This is a genomic window from Streptomyces sp. V4I2, from assembly GCF_030817655.1.
In the GTDB taxonomy this organism is placed as follows: domain Bacteria; phylum Actinomycetota; class Actinomycetes; order Streptomycetales; family Streptomycetaceae; genus Streptomyces; species Streptomyces plumbiresistens.
Genome location: NZ_JAUSZM010000003.1, coordinates 6,029,977 through 6,045,272, shown reverse-complemented (window position 1 = coordinate 6,045,272; position 15,296 = coordinate 6,029,977). Strand labels below are relative to the sequence as shown.

17 protein-coding genes and 1 pseudogene are annotated in these 15,296 nt (G+C 71.2%); 4 read left to right on the top strand and 14 right to left on the bottom strand.

Going from position 1 to position 15,296, the window contains the following annotated elements:
- Window positions 1-6 precede the first annotated feature (6 nt).
- The 4 genes from QFZ76_RS28635 to QFZ76_RS28620 are packed head-to-tail and all read left to right on the top strand — an operon-like array spanning window position 7 to window position 3,516.
- On the top strand, window positions 7-756 hold the full coding sequence (locus QFZ76_RS28635) for an alpha/beta fold hydrolase (RefSeq protein ID WP_307676419.1): 750 nt from the start codon (window positions 7-9) through the stop codon (window positions 754-756).
- The gene (locus QFZ76_RS28630; protein WP_307676418.1) at window positions 749-2,245 is read left to right on the top strand and encodes an aldehyde dehydrogenase; all 1,497 of its coding nucleotides are present in this window, start codon (window positions 749-751) and stop codon (window positions 2,243-2,245) included. The genes QFZ76_RS28635 and QFZ76_RS28630 overlap by 8 nt, the downstream gene beginning before the upstream one ends.
- A 6-nt stretch (window positions 2,246-2,251) precedes the next feature.
- Window positions 2,252-2,476 (top strand): tautomerase family protein, encoded by a 225-nt coding sequence (locus QFZ76_RS28625; RefSeq protein ID WP_307676417.1) that lies wholly within the window; start codon window positions 2,252-2,254, stop codon window positions 2,474-2,476.
- Entirely contained in the window at window positions 2,473-3,516 is a 1,044-nt protein-coding gene (locus tag QFZ76_RS28620) for an LLM class flavin-dependent oxidoreductase (protein WP_307676416.1), read from the top strand. Before QFZ76_RS28625 ends, QFZ76_RS28620 begins: the two co-directional genes overlap by 4 nt.
- A gap of 42 nt (window positions 3,517-3,558) precedes the next feature.
- On the opposite strand, the pseudogene QFZ76_RS28615 reads toward QFZ76_RS28620, so the two are convergent.
- The 14 genes and pseudogenes from QFZ76_RS28615 to QFZ76_RS28550 form a co-directional block, all read right to left on the bottom strand.
- Window positions 3,559-3,937, bottom strand: a pseudogene (locus QFZ76_RS28615) (transposase family protein); the annotation flags it as partial.
- A 719-nt stretch (window positions 3,938-4,656) separates the two neighbouring features.
- Window positions 4,657-6,042, bottom strand: coding sequence for a YcaO-like family protein (locus tag QFZ76_RS28610; RefSeq protein ID WP_307676415.1), 1,386 nt, complete (start codon window positions 6,040-6,042; stop codon window positions 4,657-4,659).
- Between the two features lie 2 nt (window positions 6,043-6,044).
- Entirely contained in the window at window positions 6,045-6,188 is a 144-nt protein-coding gene (locus QFZ76_RS28605) for a hypothetical protein (protein ID WP_307676414.1), read from the bottom strand.
- Window positions 6,185-7,492, bottom strand: coding sequence for an MFS transporter (locus QFZ76_RS28600; protein ID WP_307676413.1), 1,308 nt, complete (start codon window positions 7,490-7,492; stop codon window positions 6,185-6,187). The genes QFZ76_RS28605 and QFZ76_RS28600 overlap by 4 nt, the downstream gene beginning before the upstream one ends.
- Window positions 7,471-8,124 (bottom strand): MBL fold metallo-hydrolase, encoded by a 654-nt coding sequence (locus tag QFZ76_RS28595; RefSeq protein WP_307676412.1) that lies wholly within the window; start codon window positions 8,122-8,124, stop codon window positions 7,471-7,473. The genes QFZ76_RS28600 and QFZ76_RS28595 overlap by 22 nt, the downstream gene beginning before the upstream one ends.
- A 64-nt stretch (window positions 8,125-8,188) precedes the next feature.
- Window positions 8,189-8,677, bottom strand: coding sequence for a flavin reductase family protein (locus tag QFZ76_RS28590; protein ID WP_307676411.1), 489 nt, complete (start codon window positions 8,675-8,677; stop codon window positions 8,189-8,191).
- 33 nt (window positions 8,678-8,710) lie between these two features.
- Complete coding sequence (locus QFZ76_RS28585; protein WP_307676410.1) at window positions 8,711-9,559, bottom strand: hypothetical protein; 849 nt, start codon at window positions 9,557-9,559, stop codon at window positions 8,711-8,713.
- A complete protein-coding gene (locus tag QFZ76_RS28580; RefSeq protein ID WP_307676409.1) occupies window positions 9,559-10,173 on the bottom strand; it encodes a hypothetical protein in 615 nt (204 codons plus the stop codon). The genes QFZ76_RS28585 and QFZ76_RS28580 overlap by 1 nt, the downstream gene beginning before the upstream one ends.
- A gap of 46 nt (window positions 10,174-10,219) precedes the next feature.
- Window positions 10,220-10,987 carry an AfsA-related hotdog domain-containing protein gene (locus QFZ76_RS28575; RefSeq protein ID WP_307676408.1) on the bottom strand — a complete coding sequence of 256 codons (768 nt, stop codon included), beginning with the start codon at window positions 10,985-10,987 and terminating at the stop codon, window positions 10,220-10,222.
- Window positions 10,987-11,754 carry an SDR family oxidoreductase gene (locus tag QFZ76_RS28570; protein WP_307676407.1) on the bottom strand — a complete coding sequence of 256 codons (768 nt, stop codon included), beginning with the start codon at window positions 11,752-11,754 and terminating at the stop codon, window positions 10,987-10,989. Before QFZ76_RS28570 ends, QFZ76_RS28575 begins: the two co-directional genes overlap by 1 nt.
- Complete coding sequence (locus tag QFZ76_RS28565; RefSeq protein ID WP_307676406.1) at window positions 11,755-12,465, bottom strand: HAD family phosphatase; 711 nt, start codon at window positions 12,463-12,465, stop codon at window positions 11,755-11,757.
- The gene (locus QFZ76_RS28560; RefSeq protein WP_307676405.1) at window positions 12,462-13,847 is read right to left on the bottom strand and encodes an MFS transporter; all 1,386 of its coding nucleotides are present in this window, start codon (window positions 13,845-13,847) and stop codon (window positions 12,462-12,464) included. The genes QFZ76_RS28565 and QFZ76_RS28560 overlap by 4 nt, the downstream gene beginning before the upstream one ends.
- Window positions 13,848-13,902: 55 nt before the next feature.
- Window positions 13,903-14,997, bottom strand: a complete 1,095-nt coding sequence (locus tag QFZ76_RS28555) for an LLM class flavin-dependent oxidoreductase (protein WP_307676404.1) — start codon at window positions 14,995-14,997, stop codon at window positions 13,903-13,905.
- A 44-nt stretch (window positions 14,998-15,041) separates the two neighbouring features.
- The gene (locus QFZ76_RS28550; protein WP_307676403.1) at window positions 15,042-15,296 is read right to left on the bottom strand and encodes an acyl carrier protein; all 255 of its coding nucleotides are present in this window, start codon (window positions 15,294-15,296) and stop codon (window positions 15,042-15,044) included.

The window sequence follows — 15,296 nt, the reverse complement described above, 5'->3', positions numbered from 1 at the left end:
GCGTTCATGAGCAAGCCGACCGTGGTGCTGCTGCACGGCGTCGGGCTCGACCACACCATGTGGGAGCCCACCGCCGCGCTCCTGGCCGACCGCTTCACCGTGCTCACCCCCGACCTGCCGGGCCACGGCAACCGCCCGCCGGTGCGCGACGGGGTGACCCTCGCCGAACTGGCCGCCGGGGTGGTCGACGAGATCCCGGCGGGCTCACACCTGGTCGGGTTCTCGCTGGGCGCCCTGGTCGCCCAGCACGTGGCGCTGCACCGTCCGGAGCTGGTGGCCACGCTGACCTCGGTCAGTTCGGTGTGTGAGCGCACGGCCGGGGAGCGGGCCTCCGTACTCGCCCGACTGCGCACCGCCGAGGCCGACTTCGCGGCGAGTGCGGCCGCGTCCCTGAAGCGCTGGTACGACGGCGCAGGGGTCGCCCCGGACCGGGTGGCCCGCACCGGGGCGACCCTCCTCGCCAACGACGTCGCGTCCTTCCTCGGCTGCTACCGCGTGTTCGCGACGGCGGACGCCGACCTCGCGCCGGACCTGGCCGCCATCGGTGTACGCGCCCTGGCGGTGACGGGTGCGGACGATCCCGGGTCCACCCCCGAGATGACCCGCCGGCTCGCCGCGGCGCTCCCCGACTGCCGTGCGGTGGTCGTCCCCCGGGCGCGTCACATGCTGCCCGTCGAGCGCCCCGAGGCGTTCGTCGAGTGCCTCACCACCTTCATCGGCTTCATCGGCTTCAACGGAGAGTGCGCACATGTCTGAGCTCACCGGCCTCACCACGTTGCGGCACTTCATCGGCGGGGCATGGGTCGAGCCAGCGTCGGGCGAGTACTTCGAGAGCGCCAACCCGGCCACCCGCGAGGTCCTCTACCGGGCTGCACGCGGCAACGCCGCCGACATCGACCAGGCGGTGGCCGCCGCGCGGAAGGCGTTCGAGGACCCGCGCTGGCGCGACCTCAGCCAGACGCGGCGCGGACACCTGTTGCGGCGCCTGGGCGACCTGATCGCCGCGAACGCCGAGGACCTGGCCCGTATGGAGACGCAGGACAACGGCAAGCTGCTGCGCGAGATGCGCGGCCAACTGGCGACATTGCCCGAGTACTACTACTACTACGCCGGACTGGCCGACAAGATCCACGGCGACTTCATCCCCACCTCCGACCGTCAGGTGCTCAACTACACGGCCCGGGAGCCCCTGGGCGTCGTCGGAGCCATCACGCCCTGGAACTCCCCGCTGACGCTGACCAGCAGCAAACTGGCACCCGCGCTCTGCGCCGGCAACACGGTCGTGATCAAACCCTCGGAACACACCTCGGCGACGGTGCTCAGGCTCGCCGAGCTGGCGTTGGAGGCAGGCTTCCCGCCGGGTGCGGTGAACGTCGTCACCGGGTTCGGCGCCGAGGCCGGGCAGTCCCTGGTCGACCACCGCGACCTCGCGAAGATCTCCTTCACCGGCAGCACCGCCACCGGGGCGCGCATCGCCGCCGCGACGGCGAGCCGTTTCATCGGCTCAACGCTCGAACTCGGCGGCAAGTCGCCCAACATCGTCTTCGAGGACGCGAACATCCCGAACGCCGCGATGGGCGTCGTCGCCGGCATCTTCGCCGCCGCCGGACAGACCTGCATCGCCGGCAGCCGGGTCTTCGCGCACCGGTCCGTCTATGACGAGCTGCTCGAACGGGTCACGGAGCGCGCCCGGACCATCGTCATCGGCGACCCCCTGGACGAGAAGACCGAGCTGGGCCCGCTGGCCTTCGAGGCCCAGCGCGACAAGGTCGCCGGGTACGTCGACCTCGGACGCGACGAGGGTGCCCGGGTGCTGACCGGCGGCCGGGCCAACGACGGCGGCCTCGGCGGCTACTTCTACGAGCCGACGGTCCTCGTGGACGTCGACAACGGCATGCGCGTCGTACGGGAGGAGATCTTCGGCCCCGTCCTGGCGGTCATGCCGTTCGACACGGAGGAGGAGGTCGTACGGCTGGCCAACGACACCGAGTACGGTCTCGCGGCCGGCGTGTGGACGACGAACCTGTCGCGGGCGCACCGGATGGCGGCGCGCCTGGATGCCGGGACCGTGTGGGTCAACACGTACCGGGCCATGTCCCCGATGTCACCGCGCCAGGGCTTCAAGACGAGCGGCGTCGGAGTCGAACACGGCACGGAGACGATTCTGGAGTACACGCGGCTGAAGAGCGTCTGGATCAACACGAGCGAGGAGCCCGTGGCCGACCCGTTCACGATGCGGAGCTGAACCGACATGCCACAGGTCGCCATCACTATCGCCGAGGGCCGCACCCCGGCGCAGATCCGGGACCTGATCCACGAGGTCCACGCCGCGGTCCTGCGCACCGTGAACACCCGCCCCGAGTACATCCGTGTCGTCGTCCACGAGGTCCCCCGGGCCCACTGGGCCACCGGTGACATCACCCTCACCGAGATGGACGCCGCCACAACAGCAGAAGCAGCGGAGGAGCAGTCATGAGGTTTTCGTTGTTCGTGCACATGGAGCGCTGGGACGAGGAGGTCAGTCACCGGCAGCTCTTCGAGAACCTCTCCGAACTGGCCCTGATGGCCGAGGCCGGCGGGTTCGGCACGGTATGGATCGGCGAGCACCACTCGATGGAGTACACGATCTCCCCGAGCCCCATGCCGCTGCTCGCCCACCTCGCCGCGAAGACCTCGACCATCCGCCTGGGCGCGGGAACCGTCATCGCCCCCTTCTGGCACCCCCTCCGCGTCGCCGGTGAGTGCGCGCTGCTCGACGTCATCAGCAACGGCCGGATGGAGGTCGGACTCGCCCGGGGTGCCTACCAGTTCGAGTTCGACCGACTGGCAGGCGGACTACCGGCGGCAGACGGCGGAAAGCACCTGCGCGAGCTGGTCCCGGCCGTCCGCGCGCTCTGGCAGGGCGACTACGCCCACGACGGCGAGATCTGGCAGTTCCCGACCTCCACCAGTGTGCCCAAGCCGGTGCAGCAGCCCACCCCGCCCATGTGGATCGCCGCCCGCGACCCCGCCTCCCACGACTTCGCGGTGGCACAGGGCTGCAACGTCATGGTCACCCCGCTGATGAAGGGCGACGAAGAAGTAGTCGACCTCAAGCGGAAGTTCGACACAGCGGTCGCCAACCACCCGGAAGTGCCGCGCCCCGACCTGATGGTGCTGCGGCACACACACGTCCACCCCGCCGACGACCCCGAGGGCTGGCGGCCGGCTGCCGAGGCGATCAACCGCTTCTACCGCACCTTCGACGCCTGGTTCGGCAACAACGCCACCCCGGTGAACGGCTTCCTGCCGCCCAGCCCGGAGTCGAAGTTCGAAGACCGCCCGGAGTTCCAGCCGGAGTCGCTGCACCGGACCGCGATGATCGGCACCCCGGCCGAGGTTGTCGAGCGGCTGCGCGCCTACGAGGAGCTCGGCGTCGACGAGTACAGCTTCTGGATCGACAACAGCATGCCGCACGAGGCAAAGCGCGAGTCGTTGGAACTGTTCATCAAGGAGGTCGTGCCAGCCTTCCAGTGAACCCCTTCTCGGTAATGTCTCGTGACATTTTGTGATCTTCGTTCAGGCGGTGCGGCCGTGTTCGAGCTGGAGCAGGACGAGGGCGGGCTCGGGCGATCCGGGTGATGGTCGCGGGGTCGAGGCCGACCCTGCGCAGGGCCTTGAAAGTAACCTTGCGCAGGGGCATTGGGCTCTCGGCGACAGCGCGGACGCCTCGGATCACGGCGTTGAACGCCTGGTCGGGCTTGGCGAGTTCACCACCCTTGGGCTTCTTGACCGGGTGGCGGAAGCCGGGCCCGGTGTTTTCGTAGCCGAGGTCGGCCTGAGTAGGGATGCCCAGGGTGGCGGCGAGCCGGTTCAGGACATCGACCAGTCCGTGGGCGCGGGCGCAGGTGGTGTCGCGCTCGCGGCCAGGACGGACCGGGGAGACCCAGATGGGCCAGGCGCAGCGGCGCGGGGAACCTCAGTCGGCGGTTGCGGGTGCTCATGGCCGTGATCGTCGCCAGGATCCAAGCCGGACGTGAGACCTGTCAGGACCGGACAGTCCCGACGACGCCGATCGTCCCATCGGAGACCGGTCCATTTCATCCGTCGTCCCACGGGCAGCGCCAGGCCCCTGACAGAAAGCACACCTCTGACCTACGCATGACGAAGCGCGGACCACACGTGTCCGATTGGCCTGAATTCCAAGGTCACCCGAAAGAAGAAACCCCAGGTCAGGGGCCTGACCTGGGGTTCACCGTGGAGCCGCCTTCGGGATTCGAACCCGAGACCTACGCATTACGAGACCGTGAGCGTTCGTGCTGCGTGGTGCCCGGTCGTGCTGCCCAGTGACGTTTTGCCTGATCAGAGCATGTGCGACTGATTAACCAGTGCTACCCCGTGATGCACGGTCCGAAGGCGTCTGTCCACCGGCTGTCCACCGACGGAGTTGTCATCGGCCCACCAGCGAGGATGGCTGCGGGCTGGGTGTGAGCGCGACGGCCGCTGGCGATGTTGGCCCAGCCGGCCCGGTGAAGAGCGCCGAGGACAAGGTCTCGTAGCGCACTCATGACGGCGGGGCGCGATGGCGGCGGACCCTACTCGCGTCCTCGGCGAAGGTGACGCACCGGCCTGTTCACGGTCTTCGCCTGAATCAGACGGGCCGGCCGGCTCGGCTCCTCAGGAATGCGGCATGGGAAAGGTGTTGAGCTCCTCTTCCCCCAACTGCCTTCTCCACCAGCCGAGTCGGACGGCGGTGCCGCTCAGGCGCCGCCCACCCAACGGCGGGTAGGCGGCCGGGGCGGCTCCCGCCAGGCCCGGGACGATGACGCGGAGCACGGTCAGGCCGATGGCGGCCGTGTCGGGTGTGGTCAGGTCCACGCTGAGGACCTCGAACCCGGCGTCGGCCACCCGGGCCGTGAGCACGTCGGCCGAGCGCCCGGGCAGGGTGGGGACCCGGTCCCACGTGCCGGCCGCGGGGGCCCACGCCCAGGGGGCGACCCGGTCGGCCGCCCGGCAGTCCAGGTAGAGCTGCAGGTGGCACAGCTGCTCGACGGCGTCGCGCCCGTCGGCGCGGTAGGCGTCCAGATAACGGCGGTCCCGGCGCCACGGCTTGAACGGGGAGGGACGTCCGGCCGGATGGGGGATCCCGGACGGGCTGTCCAGAGACTGACAGGTGATCTGCAGGGTGTACGCCTCGGCCAGCGCCTTGGCGGCAGCCTCCAGGGGATCGGCGCGGACCGCGAACCCGTACGTCAGCCAGCCCTCGTCACGGCTGCGGACGCCGGCGGCGAGCACGGGCACGCCGAAGTCGTTCGCCAGACGGGTGCAGCGGACGTCGAAGGCCCGCCCGGCACCCTCGGTCAGACGGCGCAGCCGGGCGTCGGCGGGAAGCGCGGGCGAGGGGTGGGCGTTGGCCCACCACACGGCGGCCGCGTCCCGTTCGATGGCCTCTTCCAGCCCGCTGGTCAGGGCGAAATCCTCGGTGGGCCCCGCAGCGACGCCGCCCACCGCCGGGAACGCGTACAGCGGCTCCGGGTGCGGCCGGGGCATGTGCGGCCAGGCGGAGTGGACGAGGAAGGCCGGCACCAGCACCGGCGTGCCATGTGTGACGGACCGGGCCTCGAGCCAGTGGGCCGGCGAGTCGGGCCCGAAGGGCCGGAAGGGGAAGCCGGGGGTGGCGTACTGCCGGGCGGAGTACAGGACGAGCCGGCGCGGGTCGAGCGCGCGCAGTCCCCGGCGGGTCAGCTCGCTGTGGCTGCCCCAGTGGAGGCGTTCGGGCGCGGGGGCGTGCGCCTCGCAGTGGCGTTCCGCGGCCTCGCCCTCGGCGGAGCGGCGGGCCTGCGCGGGATCCTGCCAGGAGGTGCCGAATGCGCGCCGGCTGCTCTGCCACGGCCGGTCGGGGGCCTCGGGTAGATCGCTGACGGCCAGCCGCAGTGCGGGCGGGGTGCCCGCGACACCGGCCAGCACTCGGGTCGTCGTCGCGAAGGACGGTGCGGGGCCGGAGCCCGGCGCGGGGCGGACGGTGCCGCCCCGGCCGGTCTCCGCCATGGTGGGATCGGTCATCGTCAGGCGACGTGCGCGGGCACACAGTTCTCGACGAGGAACTGCTCGCCCAGGTGCGCCGGGACGCAGTTCTCGACGACGAGCTGCTCCGTCGCCTCGGCGACGTGGGCCGGGACGCAGTTCTCGATGACCAGGTGCTGGTTCATGCTCGTTTCCCCTCTGTTGCGACACGCGGGAGCGGGCTCCCGCCTTCTTCCCGTACGGCGGGTGCCGTACGGAAGCCTTGGGCGCCGGTGATCAGCAGCCAGCCGCAGCCGGCCGCGCCGGCGAGCACGGCGGACAGCGTCCACAGCACGGCGGACCCCCATCGGTCGAGGACCCAACCGCCGCCCGCCGGGCCGAGGAAGCCGGCGGTGGACCAGGCGGCGGCGTACAGGCCCAGGTAGCGGCCACGCTGCCGCGTCGGTGCCCGCTCGGCGACGACCGCGCTGCCCGCCGGTGTCTGGAACATCTCGCCGAACGTCCAGACGACGACCGCGGCGACGTACAGCCCCGGCCCGTCGGCGAAGGCCGTCATCGCGAGGCCCGCCCCGGCGAGGAGTCCTCCGGCGCACAGGACCATGCCTTTGGGACTGCTGCTGAGCAGCCGGGTGAGCGGGATCTGCACGACGACCACCAGGACCGCGTTGACCGCGTTGAGCAGGCTGAACACCGCCGGCGAGTGCCCCTGGGCGGCCATCACCATCGCCAGGGAGCCGGAGCGCTGCTCGAAGGCGAGGGCGAACAGCACCGTCAGCAGGGTGAACAGGACGAAGGGCAGGTCCCTGCGGATCGGGGTGCCGCCAGATCCCGGGGATCCGCCCGACGGTTCCTCCGCCGCCGGGGTGCGGACCGCTCGCGGGGGCAGGGTCTCCGGGACCATCACCAGGACGACCATCGCGCACAGCAGCGTCGTGGCCGCGTCGGCGAGGAACAGCAGGGTGTAGCCCTGCCGGACCAGCAGCCCGGCCAGTACGGCCGCGATGGCCAGACCGGCGTTCACCGCCCAGTAGTTGAGAGCGAAGGCCCGCTGCCGGTCCGCGGCCGGCAGTACGTCCGCGAGGACGGCGCCCGCGGCCGGCCGCACCACCCCGGTGCCGATCCCCACGGCCAGGGCGGCGGCGGCGACGGAGGTGCGGTCCTGCGCGAGCCCGAGAGCGGCCATGGCGGCGGCGGTCCACACGTGGCCGCTCACGAGGGTGACGCGCCGCCCGTACCGGTCCGCGAGGACGCCCCCGAGCGCGTTGCCGGCGATCGCGCCGAGTCCCGGCAGCGAGACGACGAATCCGGCGTACGAGGCGGAGTAGCCGCGGTCCGCGGTGAGCGAGAAGGCCAGCATCGGGCCCGCGAAGGCACCGAGCCAGTTGATCAGCAGGCTGGCCCAGATCCACCAGAAGACGGCGGGAAGTCCGCGCAGTCCGGTGAGCGGCGCCGGTCGCGGACCGCCCGTCACCAGCCCCGGTCCCGCCACTGCGGCAGGCTGGGCCGCTCCGCGCCGAGCGTGGTGTCCTTGCCGTGGCCCGGGTAGACCCAGGTGTCGTCCGTGAGCCGGTCGAAGATCTTCGTCTCGACGTCGTGGAGGAGCGAGGCGAACCGCGCCGGGTCCTTCTCCGTGTTGCCGATCCCGCCGGGGAACAGGCTGTCCCCGGTGAACAGGTGCGGGTGCCCCTTCGGGTCGCGGTAGAGCAGCGCGGTGGAGCCCGGCGAGTGGCCCACCAGGTGGATCGCGGTGAGGGAGACGGCGCCGACCCGCACGGTGTCTCCGTCGTCCACCAGGACGTCGGAGACCGGGACGCCGGGTGCGTCCTCGCGTCCGACGAGGGAGCGGGCTCCGGTGGCGGCGACCACCTCGGCCAGGGCCCGGTGGTGGTCCCAGTGCCGGTGCGTGGTGAACACGGTGGCCAGGCCGCCGTCGCCGACGAGGTCCAGCAGGGTCCGCGGCTCGGCCGCCGCGTCGATCAGGAGCTGCTCGCCGGTCGTCCGGCAGCGCAGGAGGTAGACGTTGTTGTCGATCTCGCCGACCGAGGCCTTCGTGATCACCAGGTCGGTCGTCTCCCGGGTGTCCCCGGGGCCGCCGGCCTGAACCTCACCGGTATAGCTCATCGTTGCTCGTGCCTTTCCGCGGGACGAGGTCCCGTCCGTCATGGGGCAGTTGGGGATCTTCCGGTCAGGATGCCAGCCGTACGTAACGCCCGGAGTGGAAGACCAGCGGGCCCCCCGAGACGGCCTCCGGGCCGCCCTCCGTGGACCACTCCAGGGCCCTTGCGACGACCAGCTCGTGGTCGCCGGCCGGGTGAATCTGCTCGATGGCGCAGTCCAGCCAGCCGAGCCCGTCCGACAGCAGGGGGTGCCCGGCCGGGGTGCGGACCCAGTCACGGCCGGCGAACCGGTCGGCGCCCCGGGTGGCGAAGGTCCGGCAGACCTCCTCGTGGTCCTCGCGCAGGATGGTCACCGCGAAGCCCCCGGCCGCGCGGATCGCCGGCCAGGTCGTCGAGGTGCGCGCCGCGCACAGCGCGATCAGCGGGGGCACGAGGGACACCGAAGTGAAGGAGTTGGCCGCCATTCCGGCGGGCCCGTCCTCGGTCTGTGCCGTGACCAGGACGACCCCCGTGGTGAAGCGGCCGAGCACATTGCGGAAGGATCGCTGAGTCGGCACCTTCGTCTCCACTTCCTACTCCCTTTCCCTGTGTCAGGCGTGGGTCACGAACTCGGCGAAGCTCGGTCCGCGCAGCTTGAGCTGGGCGTGGACGTCACCGCCCAGGCCGAACCGTCCGATGGCGCCCACGTAGTTCTGCTGGTAACTCATCCACAGCAGGACGACGTTCATGATCCGGTCACCGGCCGCGACCTCCGGGTCGGGGAACGGGTTCGGCATGCGCGCGTGGTAGCTGCCGTTGCCCTTGTGGTCGGCGATCAGCACGTTCGGCACCCCGAGCGGGCCCGGCCGCACCGGCCCCGAGGGGGCCAGGTCGCGGCGTCGTACGGACATCACGGTGTAGAGGCTGTTGGGCAGCAGCCCGGTGAACTCGCAGTGGAAGTCGGCTGCCCGGCCTCCGGCCGCCAGCGTGACCCGCACCTCGCCGGCCGCCTGCACCCACTGGCCGAGCGTGATCGGTTCCGTCACCTTCGGCCCGTCCTCGGGGCGCAGGTCCGGCAACGGCACCTGGTGGAAGGCGTAGCTGGGCCGGACCACCGAGAAGGGGTCGGCAAGCTGGTCCGGGGCGAAGACCTCGGGGTAGTTGGTGCACGGCAGCGGCAGCGGCAGCGTGTGCAGGACGAGGTCCTCGTCGGCGGCCGACAGCCGCGAGCCCAGTTCGCGGACGATCCGGTAGGGGGCCGTGCCGCCCAGCTCCGGCAGCGGGCTGTCCGCGGCGACGATCCCGCTGCCCCACTCGGAGACGACTCCTCCGCCGGCCGCCTCCCGGTTGACGTACCCGATCACCACGAAGTTCCCGTCGGGATCCATGACTTCGCTGGGCGGATACAGCGGGCCCTGCGTGGTGAGGCTCAGTTCGTACGACTCGGACCGCGTACCCATCAGGCGTCCTCGGTGACGCGTCGGTACAGGCGGGTGTAGAGGCCCTCCTCGGTGACGAAGCGGGCATGGGCGTACCGGGCGATCTCCCCGTAGCGCTCGGAGGAGAACGCGGGCAGGTATTCCTCGGGGTCGCAGGAGAACCCGGAGACGAACATGACGCCGGGCTCGGTGGACAGCAGTGAGTGGTAGGCGAGGAACGTCTCGACCTGCTCCGTGGTCCGTACGACGTCGAAGATCGTGCCGTCCCGCCAGTCCAGGTACTCCTCGTGCACGCGCGGCTTCACCTCGACGTGCCGCAGCTGGACGTAGGGGGTGTCGGGGAGCGCCGCGCCGACCGGAGCGGGCTTCGGCGCCTCGACGAACCGCAGCACCTGGCGGCGTACGTCTCCGACGACCAGCTCGGCCAGCTCCTTGGCCTGCCGGCTCCACTGCTCGTCGAGTCCGGCGAGGGCGTCGAGGCCGTCGAGCGGGGTGAGTTCGAGCAGGGTCGGGGCCTCCAGGCCCCGGTAGAGGACGGAGCCCGGCGCGGTGGGCCGGTCCCGCCACGCGGCGAGTGCCTCGTCGACGCGCTCGCCGACGGGGAGCTCGGTCAGCAGAAGCAGTGCGGATGACATGGGAATCCCTTCGAGGGTCGGGTACACAAATCCAGGGCAGAACGGTTCAGCCGGCCGGGACCGGGTCCATCTCGCGGCCGAGCACCCTCAGGGCCCGTGCGGTGCCGCGACGTTCCTTCTGGGCCAGGGCCGAGCTGTCGAGGGCGCCGCACACCATGCGGACGGTGGCGGCGGGCAGGCCTGTCTGCTCGAAGGTGACCTGGACGTCGAAGGACAGCTGGGCGGGGTCGTTCAGGTCCGCGGAGAGAACCTCGTACTCGATCGCGGCGGCCAGCGGGAACAGGAAGGTCAGGAACTTGCTGTCCATGCTGTCGAGCACGAAGCTGTAATGCCGCTCGGGCCGGCGGGACAGGTAGTACCGCTCGCTCACGGCCACGAACATCTGGCGCGCGGCTTCCAGGACGACCATGCCCTGGACATGTCCGCCCTGGTGGTCGAGGAGCAGTTCCTGGTCGTTGTGGATGCGCAGGGCCGCCCGGAAGCGACTCTCGGCGACCCGGTCGAGGCCCGCGATCAGGACGTTGCACTCCCGGTGCTTGTGCGTTTCGGTCTGCCGGCACAGGCAGCCCGCGTCGCTCTCCCGGATCCGCACGCGATCTGCGAGACCTCGACGGTCGAGTTCGTCACGGATGCGGTCCCAGTCGAAGGAGGTGAGGCCCTGCCCCTCGACGAGGACGAGTGACGTGTCGTCCCGGTGGCGGTCGGCGCGCAGGTCGGCGACGAAGCGGGAGACCGTGCGGATCGTGTCGTGGGTGGCGAACGGCTCGAAGCGGTCGCCGACTATGTAGCGGGTGAGGGGGCTCTGTTGCGTCATCAGACCCACTGCCAGGCGTCGAGCTCGACAGTGGAGACGTGCGCACGGCGCGAACTGCCAAGAAGCGCGCAGGTGGAGTCGGCCACGTCGGCGGCAGTGAGCATCCGGTCGCGCTGCTCCTGAGTGAGCTCGCCCGGCATGTTCTCGCGGAAGGAGGTGTCGACCTTGTCGAGGACGATGCCCGAGACACGGACCCCCCAGGGCCGGGCCTCCTCGGCGAGCGCCCTGGTCAGACCCTCGACGCCCCACTTCGACACGGAGTAGGCGAGCATGGCGCCGGGCGGGGCGGTCCGCCTGCCCCAGATCGAGGACATGTTGACGACGAACCCGTCGCCGGCTTCCTTCATGTACGGCAGTACGGTCCGGGCTGTCACGAAGTAGCCGGTCAGATTGGTGGCGAGGGTGCGGTCCCAGATCTCCCGGCTCGTGGTGAGGACACCGCCCGGGTGGGCGACCCCCGCCACGTTCAGCAGGTAGTCGATCTTCCCGAATCGGGCGACCGCCTCGGCCACGGCCGCCTCGACGGCCGCGCTGTCGGCCACGTCGTGGACGGCGGTGAGCACCTGCCCGTCCACCCAGCCCTCGTCGGCGACGGTCTTGGTCAGGCCCTCGGCGTCGTGCGAGTGGAGGACGAGCCGGCACCCCTGGGCGCCGAGCCTGCTCGCCAGGGCGCGGCCGATGCCCCGGTCGGCTCCGGTGATCAGGGCGACCCGGTCCCGGAAGACCCCGGGGCCGGCCGGGGCCTGCGGTGTGGTCTGTGTACTCAACTATTCTTCCCCTCTTGCTCCGTGGGCCGATGACATCACCGGCCAGCCGTGCGTGCGGGCGAGCTCACCGAGGGTCGGGTCGTCCCCGATCACCGATGGCCGGCCCACCACGCGCAACATGTCGAGATCACTGGCGTGATCCCCGTATCCACAGCAGTCCCCGGCGGCCAGGCCGAGTTCTCGCATGGTCTTCGCGACGGCGTCCGCCTTTGCCCGGCCGATCATCGGTTCCACCACCTCGCCGGTGTGGAACCCCCGCTCGTCCACGACGAGTTGGCCGCACAGCACCCGGTCGGCCGCCAGGTCTTCGGCGAGCGGGTCGAGGCAGGCCCGGAAGGATCCGGAGACCAGCACGACGGTGTCCCCGGCCGCCCGGTGCCGGGCCAGCGCGGACAGTCCCGCGGTGACGAAGGCGTCCGGGCGTTCGCGGTAGGCGGCGTACCAGTCTCGGCCCGCCGCCCGCACGTCGGCGGCGTAGGTGCCCGCGTAGTACTGGTAGTAGGCGCGGTTGACCTCCTCGCGGGGTATGCCGAGCGCGGACATGTCCCGCAGGGCGGCGGCGTGGCGCGCGTACCGGGTGCCGTCGTCGCCGCCGCGGGCCAGCCAGAAGCGCAGGAACTCGAACATGGACTTGGCGGTGATCAGGGTCTCGTCGACGTCGAAGAAGGCCGCTCCCCGGACCGCACCGGACCGGTCGTGCGCCTCGCTCATGCCGCGCCCGCCGGCCTGCGCAGCACGGTGAGGACGACCAGCATCGCCAGCGCGGAGGCGACCATCACGACCACCCCGATCGAGGGGAGCGAGGACAGGGTGCCGAGCACGGCGACGCCGAGGGCGACTCCGGCCTGCCGGGAGGCGGTCGCCGCGCCCTGGCCGGTCGCGGCCAGTTCCGGCGGGGCGGCCGAGGCCATGTCGGCGGTGGCGGCGGGCACCACCGTCGTCCCCCCGATGGTCAGCAGGATCTCCATGGGGACCAGCGCCGCGAGCGGCGGGTGGCTGCCGACGAAGCACAGTCCCAGCCCGGCCAGTACATGTGCCCCGAGCCCCACCAGGATGACGGTCCTTGCCCCGTACTTGACGACCGCGCGGCCCGCGAGCAGCGGGATGACGCAGGCGGGCAGCGTCATCGGCAGCAGGGCGACACCGGTCTGCAGCGGGGACAGGTCCCGCTCCCGGATCAGCCACAGGGTCAGCGCGAAGAACGAGCCGTAGAAGACGAAGCACGACATCGCTCCGGCCATCAGGTCGGCGCGGACCCGGCCGAGCGCCATCAGGCGGGGCGGCAGTACGGGGGCCTCCACCTTCCGCTCGACGAGCAGCAGCGCCACGAAGGCGAGCACGCCGACGGCCAGCGCGGCCAGCGGGACGGGCCGGCCCCAGCCCTGGCTGCCCGCGTCGATCAGGCCGAAGGTGACGGCGCCGAGCCCCAGGATGGACAGGACGAGACCCGCGTAGTCGATCCGTTTGGAGGTCGTCGGCCGGTGGGCGCTGAGCCACTTCGTGGGCAGCAGCACCAGGCAGATGATCACCGGGTTGACCAGGAACACCGCGCGCCAGCCGCCGAGTTCGACCAGGCCGCCGCCGATGAGCGGCCCCGCGATGAATCCGCTGGAGCTCAGCGCGCCCCAGGCGCCGATCGCCCGGGACCGCTTGCTGGGGTCCGGGTAGAGCTTGGCGAGCAGTGCGAGTGAGGCCGGGACCAGGCCGGCCGCCGCGATGCCGAGGGCGGCTCGGCCGGCGATCAGACCACCGGCGCTGGGGGCGGCGGCGCAGGCCAGCGAGAGCAGCGCGAACAGACACAGGGCGGTGCGGTAGACGCGGCGCGGACCCCAGCGGTCGGCGACCGCTCCGGAGGCCAGGAGCAGACCGGCGAAGACGACCGTGTACGCGTCCGCCGTCCACGGCAGCTGGGTGGCGGTGGCGTGCAGGTCGCTGCGCACGTCGGGAAGGGCGACGTTCAGGATGGAGACGTCGAGGATGACAAGGTAGTTGCCGGCCACGAGGCTGGCGAAGAGCAGTGGGGTCCGGGATCGCGAGACCTGGGGCTCCGCGCTCTGCGCGACCTCGGCCGTGTTCCTGCCGACGGCGGTCATGAAGGCTCCGGTTCGGGTGTGGGTGGGGGGAGGGGACTGGGAATCGGGCCCTGGGTCAGCCCCGGCTCGCCACGATGTGCTCGATGGATTCCTTGGGGCGCGAGACAGCCCCGGTCAGCTGTGGTGCGACGTAACGGGCGAGCAGGTCGAGGCTCCGGTCCGTCTTCTCCCAGGAGCACCAGTCCGGTACGTAGACCAGCAGGGTGCCGAATCCGCCGGTGCGCTCCTGCAGTCGCCGGATGCCCTCGACGACGTCCTCGGGCGAACCGACGATCGCGCCACCCGCCTCGATACGCGCCTGGAGCTCCTGACCCTCGGGCACGCCGGGGGTGGACACGTCGCGGCCGGCCGCGCGGCCGAAGAAGTCGAAGAGCCAGCGGTCGAAGCCCTCGCGGACATCGGCGAGGGCCTGCTCGGTGGTCTCCGCAACATGCAGCGGCAGGGCCACCCGCCAGTTGTCACGGACCATGGTGTTGCCGTGCTCCTCGGCGGCTTCCTCGGCATAACTCCACTGCCGGGCCAGGTCGATGGTCCGGGGCGCGCCGGGCTGGCTGAGCGCGAAGGAGACCAGGCTGGTCCCGTGCTGACCGGCGAGCAGCGGGCTGCCGGGTGAGGTGCCGCCGCTGGCGATGGCCACCTCCAGGCCGCCCGGGGTGTAGCGGGGCAGCTGCAGCTTGGCGTCGCGCAGCCCGTACCAGTCGGTCTTGTCGGTGACCCGGCCCTCACCGTTGACCAGCTCGATCACCGCGGGCAGTGCCTCGGCGAGACGGGTGCGCTGCGCGCTCGCCTCGATGCCGAGCATCTGCGCGTCCGGGAAGATTCCGGGGCCCACGCCGAGGATGTAACGCCCTTGGGTGAGGTGGTCGAGGTGTACGGCACGCGAGGCCACGTGGAAGGGGTGGTGCCAGGGCAGCGGTACGACTCCGTTGGCCAGCCTGATTTGCCGGGTGCGCTGGGAGGCGGCGGCGATCATCGTCTCCGGGGCGCCCACGAGACCCCAGCCGAGCGTGTGGTGCTCACCGAACCAGGCCTCGTCCAGGTTGAGCGCGTCGGCCTTCTCGACCAGGTCGAGCTGTCGGCGCAGCACCAGGTGCGGGTCCTGCCCGGGCTCGTTCACGGGGGACAGGAATATTCCGATACGGCTGTGCATGACGGGTCCTCCAGAAGGGGGCGGAAGCGGGTGGGAAGGTCGGTTCAGTCGGCGGGGGTGTCGACGCTGCTGCGGGATTCCATCAGCGCCACGACTCCGGCGACGCTGCCGGCCTCGACCAGCTCGTCCTCGGCGATTTTGATGCCGTACTTCCGCTCGATGATCACGGAAAGCTCCAGCATGATCAGCGAGTCGAGTTCTATTTCGCTGAACCGGGTGGCGGGGGTCACGTCCTGATCCAGGTCGAAATTGTCGGTCAGGATGGTGGCGATGCTCTCGGCTACCGCTTGAGAATTCAT

Excerpts from the sequence above, each read along its gene's own strand:
- QFZ76_RS28635 (WP_307676419.1), top strand. The coding sequence starts at position 7 with ATGAGCAAGCCGACCGTGGTGCTGCTGCACGGCGTCGGGCTCGACCAC.
- QFZ76_RS28630 (WP_307676418.1), top strand. The coding sequence starts at position 749 with ATGTCTGAGCTCACCGGCCTCACCACGTTGCGGCACTTCATCGGCGGG.
- QFZ76_RS28625 (WP_307676417.1), top strand. The coding sequence starts at position 2,252 with ATGCCACAGGTCGCCATCACTATCGCCGAGGGCCGCACCCCGGCGCAG.
- QFZ76_RS28620 (WP_307676416.1), top strand. The coding sequence starts at position 2,473 with ATGAGGTTTTCGTTGTTCGTGCACATGGAGCGCTGGGACGAGGAGGTC.
- QFZ76_RS28610 (WP_307676415.1), bottom strand. The coding sequence starts at position 6,042 with ATGACCGATCCCACCATGGCGGAGACCGGCCGGGGCGGCACCGTCCGC.
- QFZ76_RS28605 (WP_307676414.1), bottom strand. The coding sequence starts at position 6,188 with ATGAACCAGCACCTGGTCATCGAGAACTGCGTCCCGGCCCACGTCGCC.
- QFZ76_RS28595 (WP_307676412.1), bottom strand. The coding sequence starts at position 8,124 with ATGAGCTATACCGGTGAGGTTCAGGCCGGCGGCCCCGGGGACACCCGG.
- QFZ76_RS28585 (WP_307676410.1), bottom strand. The coding sequence starts at position 9,559 with ATGGGTACGCGGTCCGAGTCGTACGAACTGAGCCTCACCACGCAGGGC.
- QFZ76_RS28580 (WP_307676409.1), bottom strand. The coding sequence starts at position 10,173 with ATGTCATCCGCACTGCTTCTGCTGACCGAGCTCCCCGTCGGCGAGCGC.
- QFZ76_RS28575 (WP_307676408.1), bottom strand. The coding sequence starts at position 10,987 with ATGACGCAACAGAGCCCCCTCACCCGCTACATAGTCGGCGACCGCTTC.
- QFZ76_RS28565 (WP_307676406.1), bottom strand. The coding sequence starts at position 12,465 with ATGAGCGAGGCGCACGACCGGTCCGGTGCGGTCCGGGGAGCGGCCTTC.
- QFZ76_RS28560 (WP_307676405.1), bottom strand. The coding sequence starts at position 13,847 with ATGACCGCCGTCGGCAGGAACACGGCCGAGGTCGCGCAGAGCGCGGAG.
- QFZ76_RS28555 (WP_307676404.1), bottom strand. The coding sequence starts at position 14,997 with ATGCACAGCCGTATCGGAATATTCCTGTCCCCCGTGAACGAGCCCGGG.
- QFZ76_RS28550 (WP_307676403.1), bottom strand. The coding sequence starts at position 15,296 with ATGAATTCTCAAGCGGTAGCCGAGAGCATCGCCACCATCCTGACCGAC.